The sequence below is a fragment of the Luteibacter sp. genome (genome assembly GCF_009912395.1).
In the GTDB taxonomy this organism is placed as follows: Bacteria; Pseudomonadota; Gammaproteobacteria; order Xanthomonadales; family Rhodanobacteraceae; genus Luteibacter.
The window spans coordinates 143,652-164,646 of sequence record NZ_WNDO01000001.1; the positions used below are offsets into that span (position 1 = coordinate 143,652).

Annotated in this window: 40 protein-coding genes, 2 tRNA genes and 1 pseudogene; 22 read left to right on the forward strand and 21 right to left on the reverse strand. The window is 62.9% G+C overall.

All coding sequences use genetic code 11. The features are described from left to right. Positions 1 to 4 precede the first annotated feature (4 nt). From GAK28_RS00735 to GAK28_RS00800, 14 genes are all read right to left on the reverse strand, one after another. Positions 5 to 202, reverse strand: coding sequence for a hypothetical protein (locus tag GAK28_RS00735; RefSeq protein ID WP_291773776.1), 198 nt, complete (start codon positions 200 to 202; stop codon positions 5 to 7). Next, positions 199 to 510: a hypothetical protein gene (locus GAK28_RS00740; protein WP_291773778.1), complete on the reverse strand. Its 312-nt coding sequence runs from the start codon at positions 508 to 510 to the stop codon at positions 199 to 201. The genes GAK28_RS00735 and GAK28_RS00740 overlap by 4 nt, the downstream gene beginning before the upstream one ends. After that, entirely contained in the window at positions 507 to 1,043 is a 537-nt protein-coding gene (locus GAK28_RS00745; protein ID WP_291773780.1) for a hypothetical protein, read from the reverse strand. Before GAK28_RS00745 ends, GAK28_RS00740 begins: the two co-directional genes overlap by 4 nt. After that, a complete protein-coding gene (locus tag GAK28_RS00750) occupies positions 1,040 to 1,519 on the reverse strand; it encodes a nuclease domain-containing protein (protein ID WP_291773781.1) in 480 nt (159 codons plus the stop codon). The genes GAK28_RS00745 and GAK28_RS00750 overlap by 4 nt, the downstream gene beginning before the upstream one ends. Positions 1,520 to 1,730: 211 nt before the next feature. Beyond that, a complete protein-coding gene (locus GAK28_RS00755; RefSeq protein WP_291773783.1) occupies positions 1,731 to 2,102 on the reverse strand; it encodes a recombination protein NinB in 372 nt (123 codons plus the stop codon). A 17-nt stretch (positions 2,103 to 2,119) separates the two neighbouring features. Beyond that, on the reverse strand, positions 2,120 to 2,665 hold the full coding sequence (locus tag GAK28_RS00760) for an HNH endonuclease (protein ID WP_291773785.1): 546 nt from the start codon (positions 2,663 to 2,665) through the stop codon (positions 2,120 to 2,122). Next, on the reverse strand, positions 2,662 to 2,829 hold the full coding sequence (locus tag GAK28_RS00765; protein WP_291773787.1) for a hypothetical protein: 168 nt from the start codon (positions 2,827 to 2,829) through the stop codon (positions 2,662 to 2,664). The genes GAK28_RS00760 and GAK28_RS00765 overlap by 4 nt, the downstream gene beginning before the upstream one ends. Then, entirely contained in the window at positions 2,826 to 3,089 is a 264-nt protein-coding gene (locus tag GAK28_RS00770) for a hypothetical protein (protein ID WP_291773789.1), read from the reverse strand. The genes GAK28_RS00765 and GAK28_RS00770 overlap by 4 nt, the downstream gene beginning before the upstream one ends. Continuing rightward, positions 3,086 to 3,298 (reverse strand): hypothetical protein, encoded by a 213-nt coding sequence (locus tag GAK28_RS00775; protein ID WP_291773791.1) that lies wholly within the window; start codon positions 3,296 to 3,298, stop codon positions 3,086 to 3,088. Before GAK28_RS00775 ends, GAK28_RS00770 begins: the two co-directional genes overlap by 4 nt. Beyond that, on the reverse strand, positions 3,298 to 3,981 hold the full coding sequence (locus tag GAK28_RS00780) for a DUF6475 domain-containing protein (protein WP_291773793.1): 684 nt from the start codon (positions 3,979 to 3,981) through the stop codon (positions 3,298 to 3,300). The genes GAK28_RS00775 and GAK28_RS00780 overlap by 1 nt, the downstream gene beginning before the upstream one ends. 16 nt (positions 3,982 to 3,997) lie before the next feature. Then, positions 3,998 to 4,801, reverse strand: a complete 804-nt coding sequence (locus GAK28_RS00785) for a hypothetical protein (RefSeq protein ID WP_291773795.1) — start codon at positions 4,799 to 4,801, stop codon at positions 3,998 to 4,000. Next, positions 4,798 to 5,133 carry a winged helix-turn-helix domain-containing protein gene (locus GAK28_RS00790; protein ID WP_291773797.1) on the reverse strand — a complete coding sequence of 112 codons (336 nt, stop codon included), beginning with the start codon at positions 5,131 to 5,133 and terminating at the stop codon, positions 4,798 to 4,800. The genes GAK28_RS00785 and GAK28_RS00790 overlap by 4 nt, the downstream gene beginning before the upstream one ends. Further along, positions 5,126 to 5,326 (reverse strand): hypothetical protein, encoded by a 201-nt coding sequence (locus GAK28_RS00795; protein ID WP_291773799.1) that lies wholly within the window; start codon positions 5,324 to 5,326, stop codon positions 5,126 to 5,128. Before GAK28_RS00795 ends, GAK28_RS00790 begins: the two co-directional genes overlap by 8 nt. Positions 5,327 to 5,356: 30 nt before the next feature. Continuing rightward, positions 5,357 to 5,542 (reverse strand): hypothetical protein, encoded by a 186-nt coding sequence (locus tag GAK28_RS00800; RefSeq protein ID WP_291773801.1) that lies wholly within the window; start codon positions 5,540 to 5,542, stop codon positions 5,357 to 5,359. 114 nt (positions 5,543 to 5,656) lie between these two features. Here GAK28_RS00800 and GAK28_RS00805 point away from each other — a divergent pair, with 114 nt between their 5' ends. Then, positions 5,657 to 5,923, forward strand: a complete 267-nt coding sequence (locus tag GAK28_RS00805) for a hypothetical protein (RefSeq protein WP_291773803.1) — start codon at positions 5,657 to 5,659, stop codon at positions 5,921 to 5,923. A 38-nt stretch (positions 5,924 to 5,961) separates the two neighbouring features. On the opposite strand, the gene GAK28_RS00810 is transcribed toward GAK28_RS00805, so the two are convergent. Continuing rightward, a complete protein-coding gene (locus GAK28_RS00810) occupies positions 5,962 to 6,189 on the reverse strand; it encodes a YdaS family helix-turn-helix protein (protein ID WP_291773805.1) in 228 nt (75 codons plus the stop codon). 38 nt (positions 6,190 to 6,227) lie between these two features. Between GAK28_RS00810 and GAK28_RS00815 the strand changes: the two genes are divergently transcribed. Both GAK28_RS00815 and GAK28_RS00820 read left to right on the forward strand, forming a co-directional pair. Then, entirely contained in the window at positions 6,228 to 6,971 is a 744-nt protein-coding gene (locus GAK28_RS00815; RefSeq protein ID WP_291773807.1) for a S24 family peptidase, read from the forward strand. Next, positions 6,968 to 7,507: a hypothetical protein gene (locus GAK28_RS00820; RefSeq protein ID WP_291773809.1), complete on the forward strand. Its 540-nt coding sequence runs from the start codon at positions 6,968 to 6,970 to the stop codon at positions 7,505 to 7,507. Before GAK28_RS00815 ends, GAK28_RS00820 begins: the two co-directional genes overlap by 4 nt. Before the next feature lie 478 nt (positions 7,508 to 7,985). Here GAK28_RS00820 and GAK28_RS00825 read toward each other — a convergent pair whose 3' ends face one another. After that, positions 7,986 to 8,171, reverse strand: a complete 186-nt coding sequence (locus GAK28_RS00825; RefSeq protein WP_291773811.1) for a hypothetical protein — start codon at positions 8,169 to 8,171, stop codon at positions 7,986 to 7,988. A gap of 113 nt (positions 8,172 to 8,284) precedes the next feature. Further along, positions 8,285 to 8,515 (reverse strand): hypothetical protein, encoded by a 231-nt coding sequence (locus GAK28_RS00830; protein ID WP_291773813.1) that lies wholly within the window; start codon positions 8,513 to 8,515, stop codon positions 8,285 to 8,287. A 158-nt stretch (positions 8,516 to 8,673) separates the two neighbouring features. On the opposite strand from GAK28_RS00830, the gene GAK28_RS00835 reads away from it, so the two are divergent. The 18 genes and pseudogenes from GAK28_RS00835 (at position 8,674) to GAK28_RS00920 (ending at position 17,203) form a co-directional block, all read left to right on the forward strand. Further along, the gene (locus GAK28_RS00835; RefSeq protein WP_291773815.1) at positions 8,674 to 8,865 is read left to right on the forward strand and encodes a hypothetical protein; all 192 of its coding nucleotides are present in this window, start codon (positions 8,674 to 8,676) and stop codon (positions 8,863 to 8,865) included. A 3-nt stretch (positions 8,866 to 8,868) separates the two neighbouring features. Next, the gene (locus GAK28_RS00840; protein ID WP_291773816.1) at positions 8,869 to 9,039 is read left to right on the forward strand and encodes a hypothetical protein; all 171 of its coding nucleotides are present in this window, start codon (positions 8,869 to 8,871) and stop codon (positions 9,037 to 9,039) included. 10 nt (positions 9,040 to 9,049) lie between these two features. Continuing rightward, positions 9,050 to 9,229: a hypothetical protein gene (locus GAK28_RS00845; RefSeq protein WP_291773818.1), complete on the forward strand. Its 180-nt coding sequence runs from the start codon at positions 9,050 to 9,052 to the stop codon at positions 9,227 to 9,229. Further along, a complete protein-coding gene (locus tag GAK28_RS00850; RefSeq protein WP_291773820.1) occupies positions 9,226 to 9,507 on the forward strand; it encodes a hypothetical protein in 282 nt (93 codons plus the stop codon). The genes GAK28_RS00845 and GAK28_RS00850 overlap by 4 nt, the downstream gene beginning before the upstream one ends. Positions 9,508 to 9,568: 61 nt before the next feature. Next, a complete protein-coding gene (locus tag GAK28_RS00855) occupies positions 9,569 to 9,811 on the forward strand; it encodes a hypothetical protein (RefSeq protein WP_291773821.1) in 243 nt (80 codons plus the stop codon). Further along, positions 9,808 to 10,167, forward strand: a complete 360-nt coding sequence (locus GAK28_RS00860; protein ID WP_291773823.1) for a hypothetical protein — start codon at positions 9,808 to 9,810, stop codon at positions 10,165 to 10,167. The genes GAK28_RS00855 and GAK28_RS00860 overlap by 4 nt, the downstream gene beginning before the upstream one ends. Next, the gene (locus tag GAK28_RS00865) at positions 10,164 to 10,313 is read left to right on the forward strand and encodes a hypothetical protein (RefSeq protein WP_291773825.1); all 150 of its coding nucleotides are present in this window, start codon (positions 10,164 to 10,166) and stop codon (positions 10,311 to 10,313) included. Before GAK28_RS00860 ends, GAK28_RS00865 begins: the two co-directional genes overlap by 4 nt. 48 nt (positions 10,314 to 10,361) lie before the next feature. Further along, entirely contained in the window at positions 10,362 to 11,306 is a 945-nt protein-coding gene (locus GAK28_RS00870) for a hypothetical protein (RefSeq protein ID WP_291773827.1), read from the forward strand. A gap of 7 nt (positions 11,307 to 11,313) precedes the next feature. Continuing rightward, positions 11,314 to 12,123: an ERF family protein gene (locus tag GAK28_RS00875; RefSeq protein WP_291773829.1), complete on the forward strand. Its 810-nt coding sequence runs from the start codon at positions 11,314 to 11,316 to the stop codon at positions 12,121 to 12,123. After that, positions 12,120 to 12,764, forward strand: coding sequence for a lambda exonuclease family protein (locus tag GAK28_RS00880; protein ID WP_291773831.1), 645 nt, complete (start codon positions 12,120 to 12,122; stop codon positions 12,762 to 12,764). The genes GAK28_RS00875 and GAK28_RS00880 overlap by 4 nt, the downstream gene beginning before the upstream one ends. Positions 12,765 to 12,806: 42 nt before the next feature. Then, positions 12,807 to 13,019: a hypothetical protein gene (locus tag GAK28_RS00885; RefSeq protein WP_291773832.1), complete on the forward strand. Its 213-nt coding sequence runs from the start codon at positions 12,807 to 12,809 to the stop codon at positions 13,017 to 13,019. Further along, a pseudogene (ssb, locus tag GAK28_RS00890) lies at positions 13,019 to 13,381 on the forward strand (single-stranded DNA-binding protein); the annotation flags it as partial. The gene GAK28_RS00885 and the pseudogene ssb, both read left to right, overlap by 1 nt. A 272-nt stretch (positions 13,382 to 13,653) precedes the next feature. Further along, entirely contained in the window at positions 13,654 to 13,962 is a 309-nt protein-coding gene (locus GAK28_RS00895; RefSeq protein ID WP_291773834.1) for a DUF6378 domain-containing protein, read from the forward strand. Beyond that, on the forward strand, positions 13,955 to 15,436 hold the full coding sequence (locus tag GAK28_RS00900) for a hypothetical protein (protein WP_291773836.1): 1,482 nt from the start codon (positions 13,955 to 13,957) through the stop codon (positions 15,434 to 15,436). Before GAK28_RS00895 ends, GAK28_RS00900 begins: the two co-directional genes overlap by 8 nt. Continuing rightward, complete coding sequence (locus GAK28_RS00905; RefSeq protein ID WP_291773838.1) at positions 15,429 to 15,695, forward strand: hypothetical protein; 267 nt, start codon at positions 15,429 to 15,431, stop codon at positions 15,693 to 15,695. Before GAK28_RS00900 ends, GAK28_RS00905 begins: the two co-directional genes overlap by 8 nt. Next, on the forward strand, positions 15,692 to 15,940 hold the full coding sequence (locus GAK28_RS00910) for a hypothetical protein (protein WP_291773840.1): 249 nt from the start codon (positions 15,692 to 15,694) through the stop codon (positions 15,938 to 15,940). Before GAK28_RS00905 ends, GAK28_RS00910 begins: the two co-directional genes overlap by 4 nt. Beyond that, the gene (locus GAK28_RS00915; protein ID WP_291773842.1) at positions 15,927 to 16,250 is read left to right on the forward strand and encodes a helix-turn-helix domain-containing protein; all 324 of its coding nucleotides are present in this window, start codon (positions 15,927 to 15,929) and stop codon (positions 16,248 to 16,250) included. The genes GAK28_RS00910 and GAK28_RS00915 overlap by 14 nt, the downstream gene beginning before the upstream one ends. A 32-nt stretch (positions 16,251 to 16,282) precedes the next feature. Then, on the forward strand, positions 16,283 to 17,203 hold the full coding sequence (locus tag GAK28_RS00920) for a tyrosine-type recombinase/integrase (protein WP_291773844.1): 921 nt from the start codon (positions 16,283 to 16,285) through the stop codon (positions 17,201 to 17,203). Positions 17,204 to 17,249: 46 nt separating this feature from the next. On the opposite strand, the gene GAK28_RS00925 is transcribed toward GAK28_RS00920, so the two are convergent. After that, a tRNA-Val gene (locus GAK28_RS00925) sits at positions 17,250 to 17,324 on the reverse strand. Positions 17,325 to 17,381: 57 nt separating this feature from the next. Then, positions 17,382 to 19,403, reverse strand: a complete 2,022-nt coding sequence (gene uvrB / locus GAK28_RS00930; RefSeq protein WP_291773846.1) for an excinuclease ABC subunit UvrB — start codon at positions 19,401 to 19,403, stop codon at positions 17,382 to 17,384. A gap of 125 nt (positions 19,404 to 19,528) precedes the next feature. Here uvrB and GAK28_RS00935 point away from each other — a divergent pair, with 125 nt between their 5' ends. Further along, positions 19,529 to 20,020 (forward strand): GspH/FimT family pseudopilin, encoded by a 492-nt coding sequence (locus GAK28_RS00935; RefSeq protein WP_291773848.1) that lies wholly within the window; start codon positions 19,529 to 19,531, stop codon positions 20,018 to 20,020. 70 nt (positions 20,021 to 20,090) lie between these two features. Here the strand turns inward: GAK28_RS00935 and tmk are convergent, their stop codons facing one another. Both tmk and GAK28_RS00945 read right to left on the reverse strand, forming a co-directional pair. Then, positions 20,091 to 20,741 carry a dTMP kinase gene (gene tmk, locus GAK28_RS00940; RefSeq protein ID WP_291773851.1) on the reverse strand — a complete coding sequence of 217 codons (651 nt, stop codon included), beginning with the start codon at positions 20,739 to 20,741 and terminating at the stop codon, positions 20,091 to 20,093. Between the two features lie 127 nt (positions 20,742 to 20,868). Next, positions 20,869 to 20,945, reverse strand: a tRNA-Asn gene (locus GAK28_RS00945). Positions 20,946 to 20,995 lie beyond the last annotated feature (50 nt).

Below are 20,995 nucleotides of genomic sequence, written 5' to 3' on the forward strand. Positions count from 1 at the left end.
ACGGTCATGCACGTGGCGCCTCCCGCATGCTCCATAGCGCCTGCGCATGGTGGTATGGAGCCTTGACGACGTGGCCTCTCTGGCGCATCACCGTCAGGTGGGCGCGAACGAGATGCCCGGTAATACCGGTTAGCGCGGTGATCTCCGCACTCGTCGAGGGAGCCTCGCGCAGGACCGTACGGATCGTCTCGGCCTTGGTCATGCTGCCCTCCGCACACCGACGCTCGACAGCAACTGAATGGCCTGGTCGACGTTCTCGACGACGTGGACCTTGCAGCCCTTGGCCAGCGCCTCGCCGTGGAAGATGGTCTGCGCGGGCGTCAACTTGCGGCGCGAGGGAGGCTTGTCGCCGTCCTTGATCTCGATCAGCGTCCAGACGCCGCGGAACGCCACAAGCAGGTCTGGGAAGCCTGAGCCGACGTGGGAACAGTCCACGACGTACACGCCGATGCGCTGGAGCGCGCGCACGATCTCGGCGTGGTTGTCGTCGACGCGGGCGGCGTATCTCATGCGCCCTCCTGGCGCCCGGCCAGAAGCTCGGCCTGACGATCCTGGAACCGCATGTGCAGCACGCGCCGGAACTCGCCGTCGCCCATGCTGATACGAATACGGTTCAGGCCCGACAGCAGCATGGCCGTCTCGCAATCCGTGGCTCGCTGCTCGTGCCAGAACTCGCTTTGTCGTATGTACGCCCGTCGTGGATCAGGGCCAGCTAGCATGACCACGCGGCGTCCGCGCACTTCAAGGAGACCCCAGCGTTCGGGAAGCTCATCGACCTTGATCAAACCTTCGGGCGCCATGAAGTAGCGAAGCGCGCCCATGCCCTGCGACGGATCGCGCCGGAAAGCCTTATTGCGATCCGCCAGGAAGTCGCCCCGGGTTGCCTTCGCCTCGACAAGCACCGTTCCGGCTTCGCGCCAGCCGATGGCATCCGGTATCTCGCCGGACCGGCACAATGCCGATATTTCGGTCATGACGACCTTGCATCCGGCGACGCGGCGTAGCCAGATGCCCGCGCGCTCTACCAACTCGTCGTGCGTCATGCCGCGATCCCCTTTACCGTGATGATGCCCTTGGCGACCATGCGCTGCTGCGTGCGCACGAGAGCCCGGAGGGCGTAGAAGTTGCGCAAATCCTCGTAGGCCTTGCGGTCTACGGTTTCCGCCTTCGAGGGGGAGTCGGTCCAGCGGTTGCACTCCGAACACCCATAGGCAGCTTGGAGATCGGTCGGCTTCAGCGAGCCGCCGCAATCGCCCAGCCACCGCATGTGCACGAGCACGACCGTCTTCGGGTCGTAGTTGCAGACCCCGGCGACGTTGAAGGTGCAGCCCTCCCCGTTCGCCGACTTCCGAAGTGGGGTCATCTTCGGCCGCGACCGCTTCACCGCCTTGCGCTTCGGGAACGCCATCGCATCCACCGCCTTCTCGGCGCCGTCAGAGCGGGCCATCTTCGGCACGCGGCCGAGGGCCTTTCGCTGCCGGATCGGCGCCCTGCGCTGGATGCACTTAGACGTCTTCATGCGCTCTGAGCCCATTCGTCGTCTAAAATGCACGGATGGCCATCTCCAGCACGGCGGTTCCATGCTGCGGCAGCGCGGAGCTTGTCCTTGCTGTACGTCGTCCTGCTGTCGCAATGCGCGCACTCGACCCAATAGTAGGAACTCGCATTTTCCACACGTATGTGGACTCGGTCCGAAGTCCCGCAAAATGGGCAGGGCTTGAATTCGAAGGTCATGCCGCCCACCTCCGCGCGATATCTTCGTCGGCGTCGGAAATCCCGCGCGCACGCTGGATGACCTCGCACCAGCGCACAGGGGCACTTTTGAGGCCCTGGCTTTCGGGGTCGTCACCGATGTGGAACGCCATCGTGATCGCCTCCGTGCATTCCTCCTTGCGGAGGTTGAGGCTCGAACCGCCGAGCATGACGAAGCCCGGCGCGCCGGTGCCCATGTCGATGCCCGGAAGCATGCGCCAGCCAAGCACGGTGCCGGCCAGAAGATGCCTCCAATCGTCCTTCGATAAGCGATTTCCATGCCAAACGATCTGATCAGCCAGATCTCCGCACGCGCTGTTCAACAACTTTCTCTGCTGATCGGAAAGCATGTCGACCTACGGCTCTTTCACCATTTCGCGAACTCCCGATGAACGGTTCGCGCCGCATCACGATAGGCGATTGCAGCTTCTTCTTCGGTATCAAAATGACCGACAACCTTGGTCGTTCCATCCTTGGTGATCTGTGCCTTCCATCGTCGGCTTCGGTGCTCCCGCACGACGCCCTTGAACCGTGACATACGACGCCGCGGCTGACCTGCGCTATTGCACCTGTTCTCACTGGCGTTAGCTGCACGAAGATTCGACCAGCGATTGTCGGTGCGAATCCCGTTGACATGGTCAGCTTCCGATTCGGGGAACCTGCCGGTCATGAATAGGAAGGCAAGGCGATGCGCAAGGTAGGTTTTCCCATCCACCTTCACCCGGACATATCCTCGTGAGTGCGCTGACCCGGCCACGTCACCAGCGCGACGCGATCTCCCCCGACCGTTCGATTTCCACCGAAACTCACCTGTCTCCGGGTTGTAGTCGAGCGCGTTGAGCAAGCGGCGCTGCTCATCCGACATCATGTACATCCACGGTTCGCTGGGCTTGGTAGTTGCGCGCTGGTTCATGCCTTTGGCTCCTTGGGAAGCCGGGCCCATTCCTCCAACGTCAGCGCGAAAGGCCTGCATTTGGGCCTCCTGACCATGACATAGCCGCCGGAAGTCACCATGTGCCGGATCTCGCCGTAGTCATCAAAGGCAGGGCGCTTATCGACTTGCTCGAAAGCCTTCATGCCGTCACCTCGCCCTGCGTCGGCCGCCACAGGCACTCGCTCCACTCGACCTTGTCGTAGCTGTCGGTGATGGGTTCGAGCTGGTCGCCGTAGGCGCGCCATTTGCCCCCGTTCGGGCAGCAGATACTTTCAACGTCTACCCAGAACCGACCATCCTCAAAAAGGCCTAGGATTGACGCTTGTCTTCCCACGCACTTCTCACCTTCAGCGGTATAGGCGTATTTGATCCGCACCCGCTGCCCCACGTAGAACCTGCTCATGCTGCCCTCCAGAGGTAAGGCGTTGCGCCGGACTTTGCCGTGCGCTCGCCGAAGCCGATACGGCGGATGCGGCCAAGCTGCTCCAGCCGACCCATGACGAGACGCGTGCTGTCGTAGCCAGCGGAAAGACGTGTGGACACCTCGCGCGCGGTCATCGGCTCCAGCTTGAGCGCTTCGACGATTCGCGATTGCAGTGGTTGCTTGGTCATCACGCGGCCCTCGGCGGCTCGGGTTCGTTGTCGCTTCGCGTCGAAACTTGAAGCCTCGCTGCAACCTTCTCGGCAGCGACCTTGCCATCCGTGATGCGCACGGCGCCTTGCCCCTTGCCACGTTCAAGCACCAGTTGTGCACGCTCGGGATTTCCGATCAGCACGGGCTTCGTCCGGTTCGGGAAGCCGTTGAGCCGGTTTTCGGACTCGTGGCTGCCGACAAGCATCGGCTGGAACTCCGGGATCTCTCGCCGCGCGCGGTACGCCTGGTAGCGCTTCTCGAAGTCGCGGGCCTTGAACGGCAGCTCCGCTTCCATGCAACTGGCCAGCGCGTACCACCCACCCATCTCGGCGATGCAAACGTGGATCAGCGGATCGTCGAAGACCACCGACTGCATCTTGCCCACCGACGTAATCGCCGAGCGCACCTTCGACCACGCCCGCATGCCCTGCGATTCGGTCGAGCCTTCGAGCATGCGGACAATGTCCGCCAGCTTCGGCCAGAACTGCCCGTTATCCGGGTTCTGCGCATGGGCGCTTAGCGCACGCGACACATCCTCAAACTCGAAGCGCTTCAGTCCGTCCCAGTAGATCGATACGAGGAAAGGCGTGACGTCCTTCCCGTAGTAATCCATGACGCTCTTGAGCAGCGCGGCAAATTCGGTTTTCTCGGTATCGATCATCGTGATGGTCCCTGGGTCAGCCGTTCGCCAGCCACTGGTCAACGGCGCGCTGGTTTCGGTCTTCGAGCTGCTGCTGTCGACTCGGCGCGCTCCTGGCGGGGTGCCCGCGGTTTCCCGGCAGCTCCAGCACCTCCGCCTTCCGCTGGTGGTTGGTCCGCGCCGCCTTCACGGCATAGGCGAACAGCCCGGAGTTCTGGACCTTCGCCTTGTGGGCGATGACGGCATCCTCGAATTCCTTGAGCGTAACGCCTTCGGCCAGCGCCTCGATGAAGTCGGGCAAGCTCTGGTTGATCGAGATGCAGCCAGCCCGGCGCATCGCGAGCGCAGCTTCCCCGGCGTCCGTTGCGCAGGTGTGCGCGCTCGTATCTCTCTCCTCTGGGTTGAGGGAATCAGAGGAGAGGGAATCAAGGTTGAGGGAATCAGGAATCAGGAGAGAGGAATCAGCCGGAGGGCTTCCGTCAGGCGACGCAACTTGTACCGTGCTTGTACGGTGCAACTCCGGTGCAGGTATCGAACTCGGAGCTTCGTTCTTGTGAGGGTTCTGGTGCTTGCCGAATGCAAGTATCTGAATGAACCGGAGGCCGCCAACCTCGTACCGGAGGATGAAGCCGTTCGCCGAGAGCTGTCCGAGGAGCGCCTCGATGTCGCATTCGTCGTACGGCAGGCACTCCGCCTTGATTTTCTTCGGCCGATCCTCCAGCCGCCCTGCCCGGTCGGCTTCGCACCAGAGGGCGGCGAACAGGATGCGTGCGAGAGGATCGCACTCGGCGAGCACGTCGTTCTTGAAGAAGCCCGGCTTGATATTGCGCGCGCGGCTCATGCGGGAATCCAGACCACGGCGAGCGTGCCGTTGCAGTTGCAGCGGCGCTTCGGCCCCTTCTGCACGGCGCCCGCCGTCTCCGCCTCGGGCAAGCGGCGCGCGACCTCGTGACGGGTCAGGGTCGAGTAGCGCGCAAGCTCCGCGCTCGTGCAGCCGGGATGCAGGCGAACCAGGTCGATGACAGCCGCCACGTTCGTGCCGCGCTTGCCGCTGGCCGTATGCTCGGCCGCCGCGATGTGAGACGTCTCGGGATCGGTCGATCGCGCGGCCGGCGTGTCGATGACACGTAGCGGGCGGTCGAACATGGTCGATTGTCGAATGGTGTCAATCATCACGGCGCGCCCTATTGAGGGCCCTCATGGGGGCCACGCTGGCCCGGTTCTTCGGTAGGACGTAGCGCGCCTCGATGGCGCGCCGTGCGAGCTGGGTCGCAGCCTCTTCGGCGCTGATCCCCTTCTTGCGGGCGTAGCTTTCGACGCTGGCGAATTGCTTCGGCGTCAGGTCGATCGATTCGTTTTCACGCACAGGGCCTCCACAGGGCCTCGAATGGGCACTTCAGGCGCAGCGGTTCTGCTCGGTACTCTGTTCGAACAGGGCGATGCCCTGGAGCACAAGGTCACGCAGCAGAACGGCGGGCTGGGTTTTGTTCAAACGCGCCAAGGCGTCGACCAAATCTCGCTCGTCGTCGTTCAAGCGAACCTTGATGACCTTGTTCCGCAGGTGCGTCGGGTCGGCGTACATCGGTGAATCCTTTGAGGGACAATCGTGTGGGGAAATGGCAGGAAGGCTTAGGCGAAGGCCTCCGCGCGGTAAGCTGGGTGTGCGACCACACCAACCACCAACGCGGAGGACTTCATGAGCTTCACGGACAAAGAGTTGATCGATCTGGTAAACGGGTTCACGAAGCTTGCAGAACGGGTAAGCGAAATGCGGGGGCAGATGGATGCACAGCAGATCGTCATATCGCACCTCGCCGCGGGCGTAACCGACGAAGCAAGGACCGAAGCGCACGTCGCGCTCTCACTTGCATCGAAGGCCGCTGCCGAAAAAGACCCGACGTATCGTCGGGGCTTCGAGGAAGGAATGGCGCTATATCGACGCGCGAATCCAGGCCAGAGATAGCCCTACCCATCGCCTCGATCTGCTCCCGGCGGCCCATGTCAGGCCGCCTTCTTGCGGGGCTTAGTCCCGCGCGGCGCCCGACCGTACACATCCGGGCGCATCTGGTAGCGCGTGCGGCGCCCTTCGTTCGCCGCCTCAATCGCGAGACAATGCTCAGACGGGATGCGGCGCCACTTATAGACAGCCTGCGCAGTGACGCCAGTGACACGCACTACTTCACGGATGGTCGGAAGGCCTGTGGCCTCGAGGATCTGCTCGGGGGTCATGGATGGGTTCATGGCACGAATTCAACCATGGTGTATTCATGAAGTCAACCATGGTTTCGCCTGTGTATTCAACAATGGTTGGCATGGAGACCATTGCCGATCGACTCCGCGATGCGCGGACGAGCCGAAAGCTAAGACAGGGCGATTTGGCGGACGCCGCAGGTGTAACGGCGGCGGCTATTTCCGCGCTCGAAAAGGGGCTGACCAAGAGCCCTACGCCCGAGACCCTGTTCCCGCTGGCCCGTAGACTGGGGGTTTCGCCAGAATGGCTCATCACCGGGAAGGGTGAACGCGAGGCTGGAACGTCTCAACCCGTAGCGAGATTTGAGACCACCAAGGGATACCTTCGCTTCCAGGTCATGGGAGAGGGAGGCGCGGGACCGGGCATGATCAATGCGGACAGGCCAGAGGTGTTGCAGGAAATCGATGTAGCAGAATGGAGCGTTCGCAGTGCCCTTGGCCGCACTGTCTCGCCTGACCGGGTGAAGCTGCTGACCGTACGCGGAAACTCGATGGCGCCTCGGATCAAAGATGGCGACGTTGTATTCGTAGACATCCAGGACACTGCGATCATGGATGGCGGTATCTTCGTTTTTGTCATGCACGGGCAGGCTATCGTGAAGCGGCTCGACATTCGCTCAGACGGATTCCATATCGTCAGCCTCGCCGAACCCGGCAACCCGGATGTCATTGACCCCGACCACTTCGACTCGGTGCACATCGCAGGCAGAGTGCTTGGCACCATTCAGCTGCGCAACGCGAACGAAGTGGCTTACTCATGACTTCGCACAAAACTAAGAAAGAGGTTTCCGCTCCGGTAGCATTCGCCGGCATCGTGCTGGGGATATTTGGCGTATGGCTACTAATGCGTGACGGCCCCGAGCCGCAGGCCACACCCGAGACGCCAGCGACCGCAACGAAACCCTCTGTTCAGGACGCATATGCACCCGGGTTCTACGAATCCGATGACGATTTGCATCGCGCATTCGAGGGATTCAAAACTTTTGATGGACGACCGCTGGATGTCGTTCTTGGATCGATTGGCCTGCACATCAAGTCAGTTTTTGTCGACCGAGTTAAACCCGGTGTTGTTGATGGCGACCGAGCGGGGGACGTTAGCTATGACGTCACGATGGCAGGGCATATGACTCGTAAAGTTCCATGCGCGAACATTCGGCCAACATCGAAAGATGAATCATTCATCGAAGAATTTGTGCGTAGGCGTGAGGAATTTCCGCTTTCAGACGAAACCAGCGACGCTCCTACAGGTCCCGTCCTCTATTGGGCGGCAACTGGAAAGTGCTCGAAAGCGTATTAAGAAAAGCCCCGCTCTTTGGCGGGGCTTACTTGTGATGATTGAAGAAATTCACAGCCGTAGCAGCAAATCCTTCCATGATCTGAACATGTTCAGGGCTACGCATTTTTGCTACGCGATGCGCGTCTGGTTCTTCGAGTATGTAAATTAGGAGGTGGCAACCAAACCCATCACTGGCATAGACTAAAGCCCTGTCGCTCGTTTTCCGCGAACCGAACCTGAGTCTCTCATACCACTTCGCCTCCGCGTCCTTGTCGACAAGTGGAACCAAGTGAACGTGTCGGAGCAAGCGCTTACCGTCAATGAGTGGAGCGTCGTATGCGCCATCCTTACCGAAGAGCACGCTCCTAGCTTTGTCTTCCTGAGAACTTTCAACCCACTCAGCAAACGCCTTGCTTAGGGTTGCTAGCTTGTTGCCTTTAGATTCCCAGTAACTCTTCAACTGATGGGTGACAAATACGCGCGCTTGGCCCATCCAAGCTTACTTGTGTAGCTTGATGCCACCGAAAGCACGGTGCGCATCCTTGGCGGTAGGGGCTTTGCTCGCATGGAAGCGACGGAAATCGGCAAGGATCTCCGGGTCGCTGTTATGACTAAGCGAGGCACCCTTCTTTGACTCAGAGTGCTTCGGCATCACCATGCCAACCATTGCAAAGATGTTCTTCATATCTCCCTCCTGCGGAAGGTGCTTAGCGAGCTGCACATGCGTGCGCTTAGCGAGAAGTATATCGCAATGTAAATGGCTGTTTTCAATCCCGCGACGCACTTCACAGCGTTTGTTCAACTCAATTTCGGCACCGTACCGATTAAATCAATCATGATTGGATCGCTGTATTCTCCAGCATCTATATCGGCGGCTTGAGCGAAAGCTATAACCCCATCGCACGTTAGCCCAAGCCGTGCGGCCCTTGATCGCGCCTCCGCCTCTGTCTTGAAGGCAATCGGCTGCATTGGCGTCAGCTCACCGCGCTTACCAGCCACAAACCCCTGAACTATGTAGATCGTTTCCATGGCTCATCCTTTGGAGAGCATTCTCCTATCCGCTTGTCTCACCGGGCGCGACCAGCCCCGCTAACCAATTTCAATCTTGCTAAACAACCATGCTTGACTATTGAAATACACCATGGTTGAATACTCCCAACGCCGGGCACCCCGGCAGGGAGAGAGCCATGCGCACCTACGCCATCAGCTTCAACGGCAATGCCCCTGAGTCCTGGGCCCACGAAGCCGTGGTGTCCGATCACTCCAGCGAACATCCGACCTTCGCCCCCTTCGAATTTGAATCGCTGGCCACGCTGTTTCGCGTCGGGCAGAGCATGCGCCTGCACGATGGCACGCGCGCCACGCTGGTCGAGGCCTGAGCCATGGATGTCCGTGTCCTCGTCTATGGATCGATTAACGCTTTCGTCTACGACGAAGCCCCGATCCGCGAATACGACATGAACCATAACGACCCGGCCCAGCGCCGCGTTCTCGGCGAGCAGTGCCGAAATGCGTTCGAGGGCGGTCAGGTCGTCGTCACCTATCCGGCCTGAGGAGTTCCCAATGCGCACCCCGATCATCACCGGCCACGACCACTTCCGCCCCGTCGACCTTCCGGAACCTCTGGAGTTCGACCTGACGCCCGGCGACGCCGAGCTGGTCGCCATCTGCGCCGAAGGCATCGACGCGCTTCGCCGGAAAAACGCTGCGCAGTCGGCTAAGGCCGAAGGCGGCGTGGCATGAGCGCCGAGATGCAGAAGGTGGATGTGTTGGCGGTGATGGATCGACTTATCGAGCTGTCTTCGTCCGAATTCAATCGAAGGCGAGATGCGGGCGCGAGCAGCGGCGATCTGCATCTACTTGCTGGCCGAACGAATGCCGCGATCGAAGCCCGTGCCGCCGTGTCCGAGCTGATCGAGGCGGCGGTGCAGGCTCACGCATACCTATGCGAGAAGGCGCCAGGCTCGGCTACCGAGTACCGACTTCGCGCCGCCCTCGCCCGCGTAGGGGGTGCCGAATGACCCGCCTAATCTGCGCCGCCTTCCTGATTCTCGCCGCCGCTGGGCGGGTGGTGGGGCTGGTATGAGCGCCCTTCTCCGCTCCATGGTGGACAACCACTCTCGCGTCGAAACGCGCATCGGCTCGCTCACCGCCGACGCTGCATGGATCGACGATCAGTGGTCCAGCATCCCGGCCGAGACCTACGCCGCCGTGGCGACCGCCATTGCCGAAGGCGACAGCGCCGAGGCAGGCCACATCCTCGAACAAGCCTTTTCCAAGATCGCCCGTCGCGAAGCCATGGGCACGAAGGAGACCGACCAGTGAAACGCAATCCCACGATGTTCCGCTGCGTTCTCGTGAACGCCCACGGCGAGCGCATGACCTACATCGGCCCGTTCGATTGCTGGTCGCGCGATTGGCACATGCTGATGCGCGCCTCGGTCGGGCCGCGCGGGGGGTGTAGCGGCATGAGCAAGAACGATGATTGTCCGGCGTTTCCTTACGAAGATGGACCGTATTTCAAGAAGGGCATGACGCTCCGCGACTACTTCGCGGCTAAGGCAGTGCAGGGTGAATGCGCTCGCGAGGATTGGAGCATCACCAATCTTCCTAACCTAGCCAGATGGGCTTATGAATTAGCCGACGCCATGCTCGCAGCCCGCGAAGGAGACAAGGCATGAACGCCTTCGACCGCTACCTAGCCGAGGTGTCCGCCTCTGCCAACCGTCGCCGCCCGATGACCGCCGCCGAATGGCGCGCGCTGGGCGCAGGCATCGGCATCCCTCTTGCCTTCCTTCTCCTGCTCGTCGCGTTCTGCCCGCGCTGAGCCCCGATCACAACACGCCGGGCGTGCCCGGCAAAGGAATTCATCACCATGTCCGACTCGTCCCTCATCCCTGTCGAATCTGTCAACGGCATCGAACTGTTCACCGGCGCCGGCAACCTCGACGACCTCCTTGCGCGCATCCGTCAGGAGACGATCACAATCATCCCCGATGTCACCACCGATAAGGGTCGCAAGGAGATCGCGTCGCTGGCTTACAAGGTCGCGCGCTCGAAGACGGTCATCGACGACGCCGGCAAGGCGCTCGTCGCCGACTGGAAGGCGAAGTCCGCCGAGGTCGATGCCGCGCGCAAGAAAGCCAGAGACACCTTGGACGCGCTGAAGGGTGAGATTCGACAGCCCCTCACCGACTGGGAGGAGGAGCAAGAGCGCATTGCCCGCGAGGCCGCTGAAGCTGAAGCGCGTGCCCGTGCCGAGGCGGAAGCCGCACGCTTGGCTGAGATCGAGCGCCGCGAGGCTGAAATCCGTGAACGCGAAGCCGCCATTGCTCGCGCCGAAGCCGAGAGGATCGCCGCCGAGAAGGCGGAGCGGGAAGCCCGCGAGCGCGTCGAGCGGGAGGAGCGTATCCGTCAGGAAGCGGCCGAGCGTGCGAAGAAGGAGGCCGAGGAAGCTATCGCCCGCGCTGAGCGTGAGGCGAAGGAGGCCCGCGAGCGTGCTGACCGGGAACGTGCCGATGCCGTTGAACGCGAGCGGGTCGCCGCCGAGCGTGCGGAGCATGCGCGGGTCGAGGCCATCCGTGCAGCTGAGCAGCGCGCCGCTGACGAAGCTGCGCGAGCCGAACGCGAGCGCAAAGCTGAAGCCGACCGGATCGAGGCCGAAAACGCACGCCGCGCCGCCGACCGCGAACACCGCAAGGCGATCAACAACGCCGCGCTCGCTGCCCTGGTTGAGGGCGGGATCGATGAGAACGTCGCCAAGGCCGTCATCACTCTGATCGCGTCGGGCTCGATCCCGGCCGTGTCGATCAACTACTGAGGCCGTCATGAGTACGATGACCGCAACCACGATCCACGAAGGCACCCTCGGGCTGGAGCCACGCGAGGTACGCGCTGAGCAGACCACGAAAGCCCTTTCCGCCACGCCCACGCCCGCCGACCTCCTTGGCATGGCGATGGCTCAGGGTGCCGACCTCGACCGACTGGAACGCCTCATGGCATTGCAGGAGCGCTGGGAGGCGAACCAGGCCGAGAAGGCTTACGTCACCGCGATGACGGCCTTCAAGGCGAAGCCCATCGACATCTACAAGCGGAAGCGTGTCCGCTTCCAGACTTCGAAGGGCGTCACCGAGTACAACCACGCGGAATTGGCCGATGTCGTCGATGCTGCAATCACGGGTATGGCCGAGCACGGCCTGAGCCATGCTTGGGAAACCGAGCAGCGCCAGGGCGGCTGGATCGCCGTGACCTGCGTCGTCACCCACGCCCAAGGGCACAGCAAGCGCACGATGCTGACGGCGCAGGCCGACGACAGCGGTGGCAAGAATTCCATTCAGGCGGTTGGATCGACCATTACTTACCTCCAGCGCTACACCCTGCTCGCTGCACTGGGCCTTGCCACGAAGGGCATGGACGACGACGGGCGCGGTTCCAGCGCCAGCGGACGTCCCGCTGCCGCCGATGATGGCCAGCCGGATGAGGTGCGCGACCGCATCGTCGATGACCTCTACGCCTGCGCCGACAACGGCATGGAGGAACTGATGAAGGCATGGCGCGCCCTGCCCGAGGCCAGCCGTGCCCGCGTGGGCCGCGAGTTTGCCGCCATCAAGGCCCGTGCCGAGAAGGCCAGCGCATGAAGATTTTCACCTGCGCCCAGGGCTCGCCCGAATGGCACGCCGCCCGTGCCGGGGTCATTACCGCCAGCATGTTCGAGACGGCACGCGCCAAGCTCAAGACCGGTCCCAACAAGGGACTGCCTACGAGCGCAGCCGCGGATTACGCGTTCCGGCTGGCGGTGGAGCGGATCTCCGGCGAGCCGCTGGATAACGGCTATGAGACGTGGCAGATGCAGCGCGGGCACGAGCTTGAGCCCGAGGCTCGCATGGAGCACGAAATTCAAACGGGGCTCGTGGTTCAGCGCGCGGGCTTCGTGGCCACCGACGACGGCATGTTTGGATGCAGCGCCGATGGCCTGATCGGCTCGGATAGCGGCGCCGAGTACAAGTGCTTCATCGCACCGGAGAAGCTTCGTAGCATCCACATCGACGGCGACGCGAGCGACATCTTCGCCCAAGTGCAGGGCTGCATGTGGATCACCGGGCGCCGGTCCTGGCACATCGGCCTCTACTGCCCCGCGCTGCGACCCGCCGGCAAGCAGCTTTGGTGGCGCGAGTTCCAGCGCGACGACAACTACATCGAGAGCCTTGAGGCCGACATGTGGGCATTCAAGCTTCTCGTCGATGAATACGAAGACGCGCTTCGGAACAAAGCTGCCTGACCACCTTCAACAGCGCCGGCGCTCGCCGGCAAAGGAATCCCCGTGAGCAAGACCCCGACCCGAATCTACGCCGTGAAGCGCCAGTCCAGCGGCACCACGCGGCTCGTCCGCGCCACCTCGCAGGCACAGGCCCTGCGCCACGTCGCGCTCGATGAGTACGACGTCGACGTGGCGAGTCAGGACCAGCTCGTCAACGCGCTCGGCGTCGGCATCGCCGTCGAAACCGCCACCACCGTCGAAGCCGCGAGCGTCTGATGGCACGCGGCGTCAACAAGGTGATCCTGGTGGGCAACCTCGGCCAGGACCCGGATGTGCGTTACACGGGATCCGGCACGGCGGTGGTCACCATGAGCATCGCCACGTCCGAGAAATGGACGGACAAGCAGACCGGGGAACCGCAGGAGCGCACCGAGTGGCACCGCGTGAAGCTGTTCGGGAAGCTGGCCGAGGTCGCGGGCGAGTACCTGAAGAAAGGTCGCCAGGTCTACGTCGAGGGCTCCCTGCGCCACGACAAGTACACCGACCGCGAAGGCATCGAGCGTTTCACCACCGACGTCATCGCCAACGAACTGCAGATGCTCGGCGGCCAGGCGGGATCCCGCGCCGGTGACGGCTATGCCGACTCCCGCTACGGCGGTGGTGTGCGCGCCTCGCGGCGCTGCGGGTCGCGCCGCTCAGGCATTGACCATGGCGGTCAACGGCCACCAGCCCATCCTGGACGTGCCGTGAAGCCCAACACCGAGCGCCCGGACGCCTGCGCCATCTCCGGCACGGTCCACATCTTCGTCGGCGGCTACCACCAGGTCTTGTCAATCGCCGCCGCCGAATCCCTCGTTCTCAAGACCAACGCCGCCATCGAGCAGGCGAAGCAGCAGGAGGCCGTCAAGGCATGACCACCAAGCCCATCAGCCAGCGCGAGGCGCGTGCATTGAGCGCACAAGACATCCTCCGCCGCGCCGCCGGCCACATCGAGGACCGCGCGGCGCAGCGCGACCAGCCCGGCGGCGAGCGCAGCATGGCCCACACCGTGGCGGCCTTCAACGCCCTGACCGGCCACCAGCTCAGCGAGCGCGACGGCTGGCTGTTCATGACCACCCTGAAAATGGCCCGCGCGTGCTGCACGCCCACGGGCATTCCTGACGACTACGAAGACGGCGCGGCCTACATCGGGCTGGCTGGGGAGAGTGCACATGGCTGACACGAAAACCTTGGAGGGGACGCGCGACCAGATTCGTGCCTTCGCGCAACTCCAGCCTCGCGACTGCGAGAGCAAGAACTACTACGTCGAAATGAACGTGCTGCTCATGGATGACTGGTGGAAGGCCATCGACGCCCATCTCGCCTCCCAGCCTGCCGAGCAGCCGAGGGACGAGCCGTTGGTGAATCGCCAGGATATACGACAGGTTTGCCGGACCATAGATGGCCTAAAAGACCTTTTGTTCGACGCCAACGCGCTCGACGCAGAAGCCCTTTCGCTGCATAAGGCTGGGTGTGATGCGATCTTGCGTATCGGCGATCTTTCGCGGGAATCCGCCCAGCCGAAGCCCGAGCAGGCGGTGGGCGATGGGGTGGAGTCGGCGAAGATGCTCGCCGATGCGCTCGCCGAAATCACTGTCACCCGATACGACGATGACCCGAGCAGCGAAACTTACGATGCTGACGGCCATTCGCGCTGCGTGGACATAGCTGACGCGGCGCTGCTCCGATACGAGCAAGCCATCACCACCGCGCGCCCGGCTGTCGCCACGCCTGCCGAGGTGACGGACCTGCACCGCTTGCTCGAAGGCTTTACCGTCACCGTCGAACGAAACCCGCTTGTATCACCGGCGACGTATCTCGACGAAGTACGGCTGTGCTGCGAGTTTCAGCCGGGGCAAGGCCGTGTTCGTGCGGATGCACTTCGCGCCGCCCTCACCTCTCAATGTCAGGTCCGCAAGGATACCCAAGGGCTGGATGATTCCGGCCGCCTGACGCCATGCAAGCCAAAAAATTACGCGTCTTTGAACGAACTGCGCAACTGGTTCGATTGGCGTGCCGCGCACGTTACGGAAGCCTTCATGGTCTACGCACCGGAATTTGCTGCGTGGCGCGATGCTATCGACTACTACTCACGCGTGCCCCACGCCTTGGCTGATGTTGTCAGTGCTGTCCGCCGCTTCGATGAATGTGCGGAGGATGGCGAGGACGTGGACATCGGCCGAGACTGGTTCGATGCGTTGACCACCATCGGTTTACTGCGTCGCGTTCAACGCAGCCCTGCTCGATGGGAAATGACCGATGCCGGTCGCTCCCTGCTTGAACTCGCCTCGTCCAGCGCCCAGGCGGCGGCGCCTCCGGGATGGAAGCTCGTACCGGTTGAGCCCACAGCGGCGATCCTCGACGTAATCGCATGGCATCTTGATGAGGCCCAACAGGGACCTCCGTTCTTTCCCCAAAAAGTCTTTGACGCGTTGCTCGCCGCCTCGCCCAGCGCCGGGGCGGCGGTGCCGGAGGTACTGCTTGCCGATCTTCGCAAGTTCCACGAGGAAGCCGAGGCATGCGACGAGTTCGACCTTACCAGCGAGGCAACGGCGGCGCTGCTGTCTGCGAACCTGATCGAAGGCACGCACTTCGTGCTGACGGCGAAGGGTAAGGCACTGCTCGCCGACGCGCCGGAGGTGCCCCGTGGCTGAGAACAAGGACGCCCACTATCTGGTGGCCCTCGGGCGCGCCATAGAGCATGCGGCTGCGGCGCTCCCGGAAGGCTGGCAAATCACCATCGAGGTTGAGCGCGGCTCCGGCTCGGTTCTCCTCTACACCCCGGAAGGTGACGAAGTAGACGAAGGCTTCGGTGGTGGGGACCACTTCTACGAAGAGGTGGAAGAAGCGATCGCCTACGCATGCGCGATGGACACCCGCACGGCGGCGCTTGAGGAGGTGCCCCAGTCATGAGCATGGAATACGTGAGGCGTTACTACGGCGTCCCTGCTCGGCGCGGCGGTCGCGTGGAATACACCGGCTGCGGCATAGTGGAGATGGGCACGATCCGCTCCGCAACCGGCAGCAATCTGAACATCCAGCTCGACGGCGTCAAGCATGCGATGCCGTTCCACCCGACGTGGAAACTGCGCTACATCGACCAACCGACGGACACCCTCACGGCGGGGGATGGGGAGGTGCCGCATGGGCGCCGCTGAAGACCTACACGCGCCGTTCGACGAAGCTGAGGCCGCGCGACGCCTCGGCGTCAGCAAGGCAACCCTGATGCGCGAGCGCGCGGCCGGCAAGATTCATCCCATGCGGATCGGTAAGCGCGTGATCCGCTACACCGAAAGCATCCTCAACGAGTACCGCGAAGCATGCAGGAATGTCTCGGCCAAATCGGCGACTTCTGGCTCAGCAAAAGGCCGGGTTCAAACCAGTGGTGCCGAACCTGGTTCGACGCCGATACTCGACAAACGCGACGCGCATCGGTTGGCACAGACGATCTTCAAGCGGCCAAGCTGATCCTTTGGGAGTGGTTCGCCAAGCACGGCCGCGTGGGCAAGCAGGAGGCCCACGAAACGAGCCTGGAAATGGTCTTCGTGCGCTACTACCAGCAGCACGCCGAGTTGACCGAGTCGGCTGAAATGGCACGTGTGGCGCTTGGCTACTGGTCGGACTTCTTCGCCGGCGCGATGGTGGCCGAGGCGACGCCGCAGCGCCAGCGCGAGTTCATCGGATGGCTCAAGGGGAAGGGATTCTCCGACGGCTACGTCAAGCGGATACTGACGGTCGGAAAGGCGGCGCTGAATCGCGCCTGGAAGGAAGGAGAAGTCGACACGGTGCCCTACGTCATCCCCGGGCAGGACGGCCCCCCGCGAGACGCAGTGCTGACCGTGGCCCAGTCGGCCGCGCTGTGGCGAGCTGCCGAACTGCCGCACGAGCGCATGTACCTGGCCCTCGCTTTCGGGCTCGCATCGCGGCCGGAGACGATCCTCGACCTGCGCCGGGGCTTCGTGGACTTCGATCGGCGCATCATCGACACCAACCCGCCAGGGCGGCGCCAGACGCGCAAGTATCGGCCCGTCGTGCCCGTGGGCGCATTCCTACTGCCGTGGCTCGTGCAGGCGCCAGATGGCCCGCTGGTGGCCTGGCGCGGGAAGCCGATCGAGAGCTTCAAGACGGCGTGGCGGAAGATGCGCGATCGGGCAAGACTGCCGGCGTACTACGTTGCGAAGGACATCCGCCACACGATGGCGACGGAGATGCGCTCGAAGAACGTGCCGGAGGCGGAGATCGACGGCTTCCTCGGCCACAAGGCATATGGTGGGGTGACCGAGGTCTACGCCAAGTACCGGCCCGATTTCCGCAGCCAGGCCGTCGCCGTGATCGACGGATACATGGAAGGCCTGCGTGCTAGTTGCGTGTTAGACGCGGGATACGTGCCTGACCGCAAGGCAAGAAAAAAGGAGCCTTGAGGGCTCCTAAATCTTTGTCTTCAAGCCACTTGCCGACTGAGGAAAGTGGTGGGCGGTACAAGGATCGAACTTGTGACCCCTACCATGTCAAGGTAGTGCTCTACCGCTGAGCTAACCGCCCGGAAGAGCTGCGCAGTTTACTGATACCCGCCCCCGCGTGCAAGGGGGCCGTGCGAAATTATCGCAAGGCCCGTTCCCGCAGGCGGTGGATCTCATCGCGGAGCTTGCCCGCCTCCTCGAACTCGAGGTTCTGGGCGTGCTTATACATGCGGGTCTCGAGCTTCTTGATCGCGGCGCCCACCTGTTCCGGGCTGAGGCCTGCATAGTCGGCGGCTTCCTCGGCGACCTTCTTCGTGTCCTTGCCCTTCTTGCCCTTGCCACGGGAACCGAAGTCGGAGCGCGCGCCCTCCATGATGTCCGCGATACGGCGGACCACCGTCTTCGGCGTGATGCCGTTGGCGGCGTTGTATTCCATCTGCTTCTCGCGGCGACGGGCCGTCTCGCCCATGGCCTCCTTCATCGATCCGGTGATCTCGTCGGCGTAGAGGATCGCCTTGCCACGGACGTTGCGCGCTGCGCGGCCGATCGTCTGGATCAACGAACGCGTGGAGCGCAGGAAGCCCTCCTTGTCCGCGTCCAGGATCGCCACGAGGGACACCTCGGGCATGTCCAGGCCCTCGCGCAGCAGGTTGATGCCCACCAGCACGTCGAACTCGCCAAGACGCAGATCACGAATGATCTCGGTGCGCTCCACCGTCTCGATGTCCGAATGCAGGTAGCGCACTTTGACGTCGTGCTCGGCCAGGTAGTCCGTGAGGTTCTCGGACATGCGTTTGGTGAGCGTTGTGACCAGCACGCGATCGCCCATGCCCACGCGCAGGCGAATCTCGCCGAGCAGATCGTCGACCTGGGTGCGCACGGGACGCACCTCCACCTCCGGATCGATCAGGCCGGTCGGGCGCACCACCAGTTCGACGATGTTGTCGTCGGCCTGTTCCAGCTCGTACTTGGCCGGCGTGGCGGAGACGTAGATCGCGCGCGGCTTGCGCCGCTCCCACTCCTCGAAACGCAGCGGACGATTGTCCATCGCCGACGGCAGGCGGAACCCGAATTCCACGAGGGTTTCCTTACGCGAGCGGTCACCCTTGTACATGGCGCCCAGCTGCGGGACGGTGACGTGCGATTCATCCACCACCATCAAGGCGTCGGGCGGCAGGTAGTCGAACAGGGTCGGCGGCGGCTCGCCGGGTCCACGGCGGGTCATGTGCCGCGAGTAGTTCTCGATGCCCTGGCAGAAACCAACCTCGGCCATCATTTCCAGGTCGAAGCGCGTGCGCTGTTCGAGGCGCTGCGCCTCCACCAGCTTATTGTCGCGATACAGCTGTTCCAGGCGCTCCGACAGCTCGACCTTGATCGTCTCCATCGCGTTGAGCACGCTCTGTCGCGTGGTGGCGTAATGGGTCTTCGGATACACGGTGTAGCGCGGCACGCGACGAATGGTCTCGCCGGTCAGCGGATCGAACAGCGACAGGTTCTCCACATCGCCGTCGAACAGCTCGATGCGCAACGCCTCGTTTTCCGATTCCGCCGGAAACACGTCGATGACCTCGCCGCGCACGCGATAGGTACCGCGACGCAGTTCCATCTCGTTGCGGATGTACTGAAGCTCGGTCAGCTGGCGGATCAGCGCGCGCTGGTCGATATGTTCGCCACGCGACAGGATCAAGCGGAGGCTCATGTAGTCCTCCGGATCGCCCAGGCCGTAGATCGCCGAAACCGTCGCCACGATCAGCGAATCGCGCCGCGACAGCAGCGCCTTCGTCGCCGCCAGGCGCATCTGCTCGATATGGTCATTGATGCTCGAATCCTTCTCGATGAAAGTATCCGAGGCGACCACATAGGCTTCCGGCTGGTAGTAGTCGTAGTAGCTGACGAAGTACTCCACCGCGTTGTGCGGGAAGAACTCCTTGAACTCGCCGTAGAGCTGCGCCGCGAGAGTCTTGTTCGGGGCCAGCACGATGGTCGGCTTCTGCACCTGCTCGATCACGTTGGCGATCGTGAAGGTCTTGCCCGAACCGGTGACGCCGAGCAGCGTCTGCGCCGCCAGACCGGCCTCGAAGCCGTCGACGAGCTTGCGGATGGCTCCCGGCTGGTCGCCGGAAGGCTGGTAGGGGGATACGAGCTGGAAGCGATCGGTCATGGCTGACGATATGCAGGTGCGAACCCCGAGTTTAAAGCGCTGGCGCCTACGTGACGTGAGGTAACGGGCCGGCGGCGAATGACTGCTGACAAATCGACGATCGAGCGCCCGCCCGAGGACATCCGATGCCCCGACAGCGCCCTCACGGCTTCACCCTGGTCGAACTGGTCACGGTTCTGGCCATCGTCGGCCTCCTCACGGGTGTCGCCCTGCCCGCCTTCCATGACGCGGTGCTCCACCGGCAGCTGCGCCTCGCGGCGGAGGCCCTGCGCGCCGACCTGGATCGTGCCCGTCTACTGGCCGTGGCGACCGACGCCCCCGTCACGGTGATCGCCGGAGACGGCCGTCGAGGCTGGGCAGGCGGATGGACCGCGTGGCAGCACGGCCGCGCCCTCAAGAACCTCGGACATCCCGCGCTGGATACGGGCCTGCGCACGGCGCGCCGGCAAGCCCCCAGCCTCCATTTCGATTCACTGGGCGCCGCCAACCCGCCGCAGACCATCACGTTCTGCGTCAGGCGCAAGCCTGCGACGGCGATCAAGGTCGTCGTTTCGATCGCCGGGCGCGTACGAACCAGCACCGACGACGTACAGAACGCACACGACTGCGCTCGATGATGCCAACGAAAAGGCCACGCATCGCTGCGTGGCCCTTCAAGCATGGATTCAAGGCAGAAGAAGCTCTCCGTTACTCCGCCGTCGCGGGGCTTGCTCCATCCGCCTTGGCGGTTTTTCGCGCAAGCGCCTCGTGGACGTGCTGAATGGCCTGCGCCGCCACTGTCGCCGCCGGGGACGATGCATCGATGACCACCGTCCGGGGCAGATTCAACGACAAGAAGATCTCCCGGCACCGCTTCAGGTTCTCGCTGGTCTCGAAGTGGTTCGGTGCATCGCCACGAGCACGAATCCGGCCCAATCCGACGGGGGGCTCGAGATCCAGCAAAAGCAAAAGGTCGGGGCGAGGAGCAAACTCGTTCGCTTTCAGAACGTCGGGGATATCGATACCCGCTGCCCCTTGGTAAGCGACATTCGAGGGGAAATACCGATCGAGAATGACAACCTCGCCCCTGCCCAGAGCCGGCGCGATGAGCTCGTCGACGTGCTGCCGGCGATCCAGGATCAGAAGGCGAAGCTCTTCTTCGGGCGTCAGGCGACCGGCCGCCGCGGACTCGCGCATCTTCATGCCCCAAGGGCCCGTGGTGGGCTCTTTGCTCAGCGCGACCTTGGCGCCGTTCGCTGACAGCTCATCCGCAATGACCTTCGCAAGCGTCGTCTTGCCAGCACCATCGATGCCTTCGATGGCGATGAGTAGACCACCAGGAATGGAAAGAAGGGCCATAGGACGGGACTCTACCTGATTTGACACAGCGGATTCATCCGCATCGGCGTCCCGGAAAATCGCCCCGGTCGAGCATCGAAACGGACAAATAAAAAGGGCCAGCATTTCTGCTGACCCTCGATATATCTGGCGCCCGAAGTTGGACTCGAACCAACGACCCCCTGATTAACAGTCAAGTGCTCTAACCGGCTGAGCTATTCGGGCGGGGAGCTACGTATTGTGTTGATGTCGGTGGGGGCTGTCAAGCACTGTCT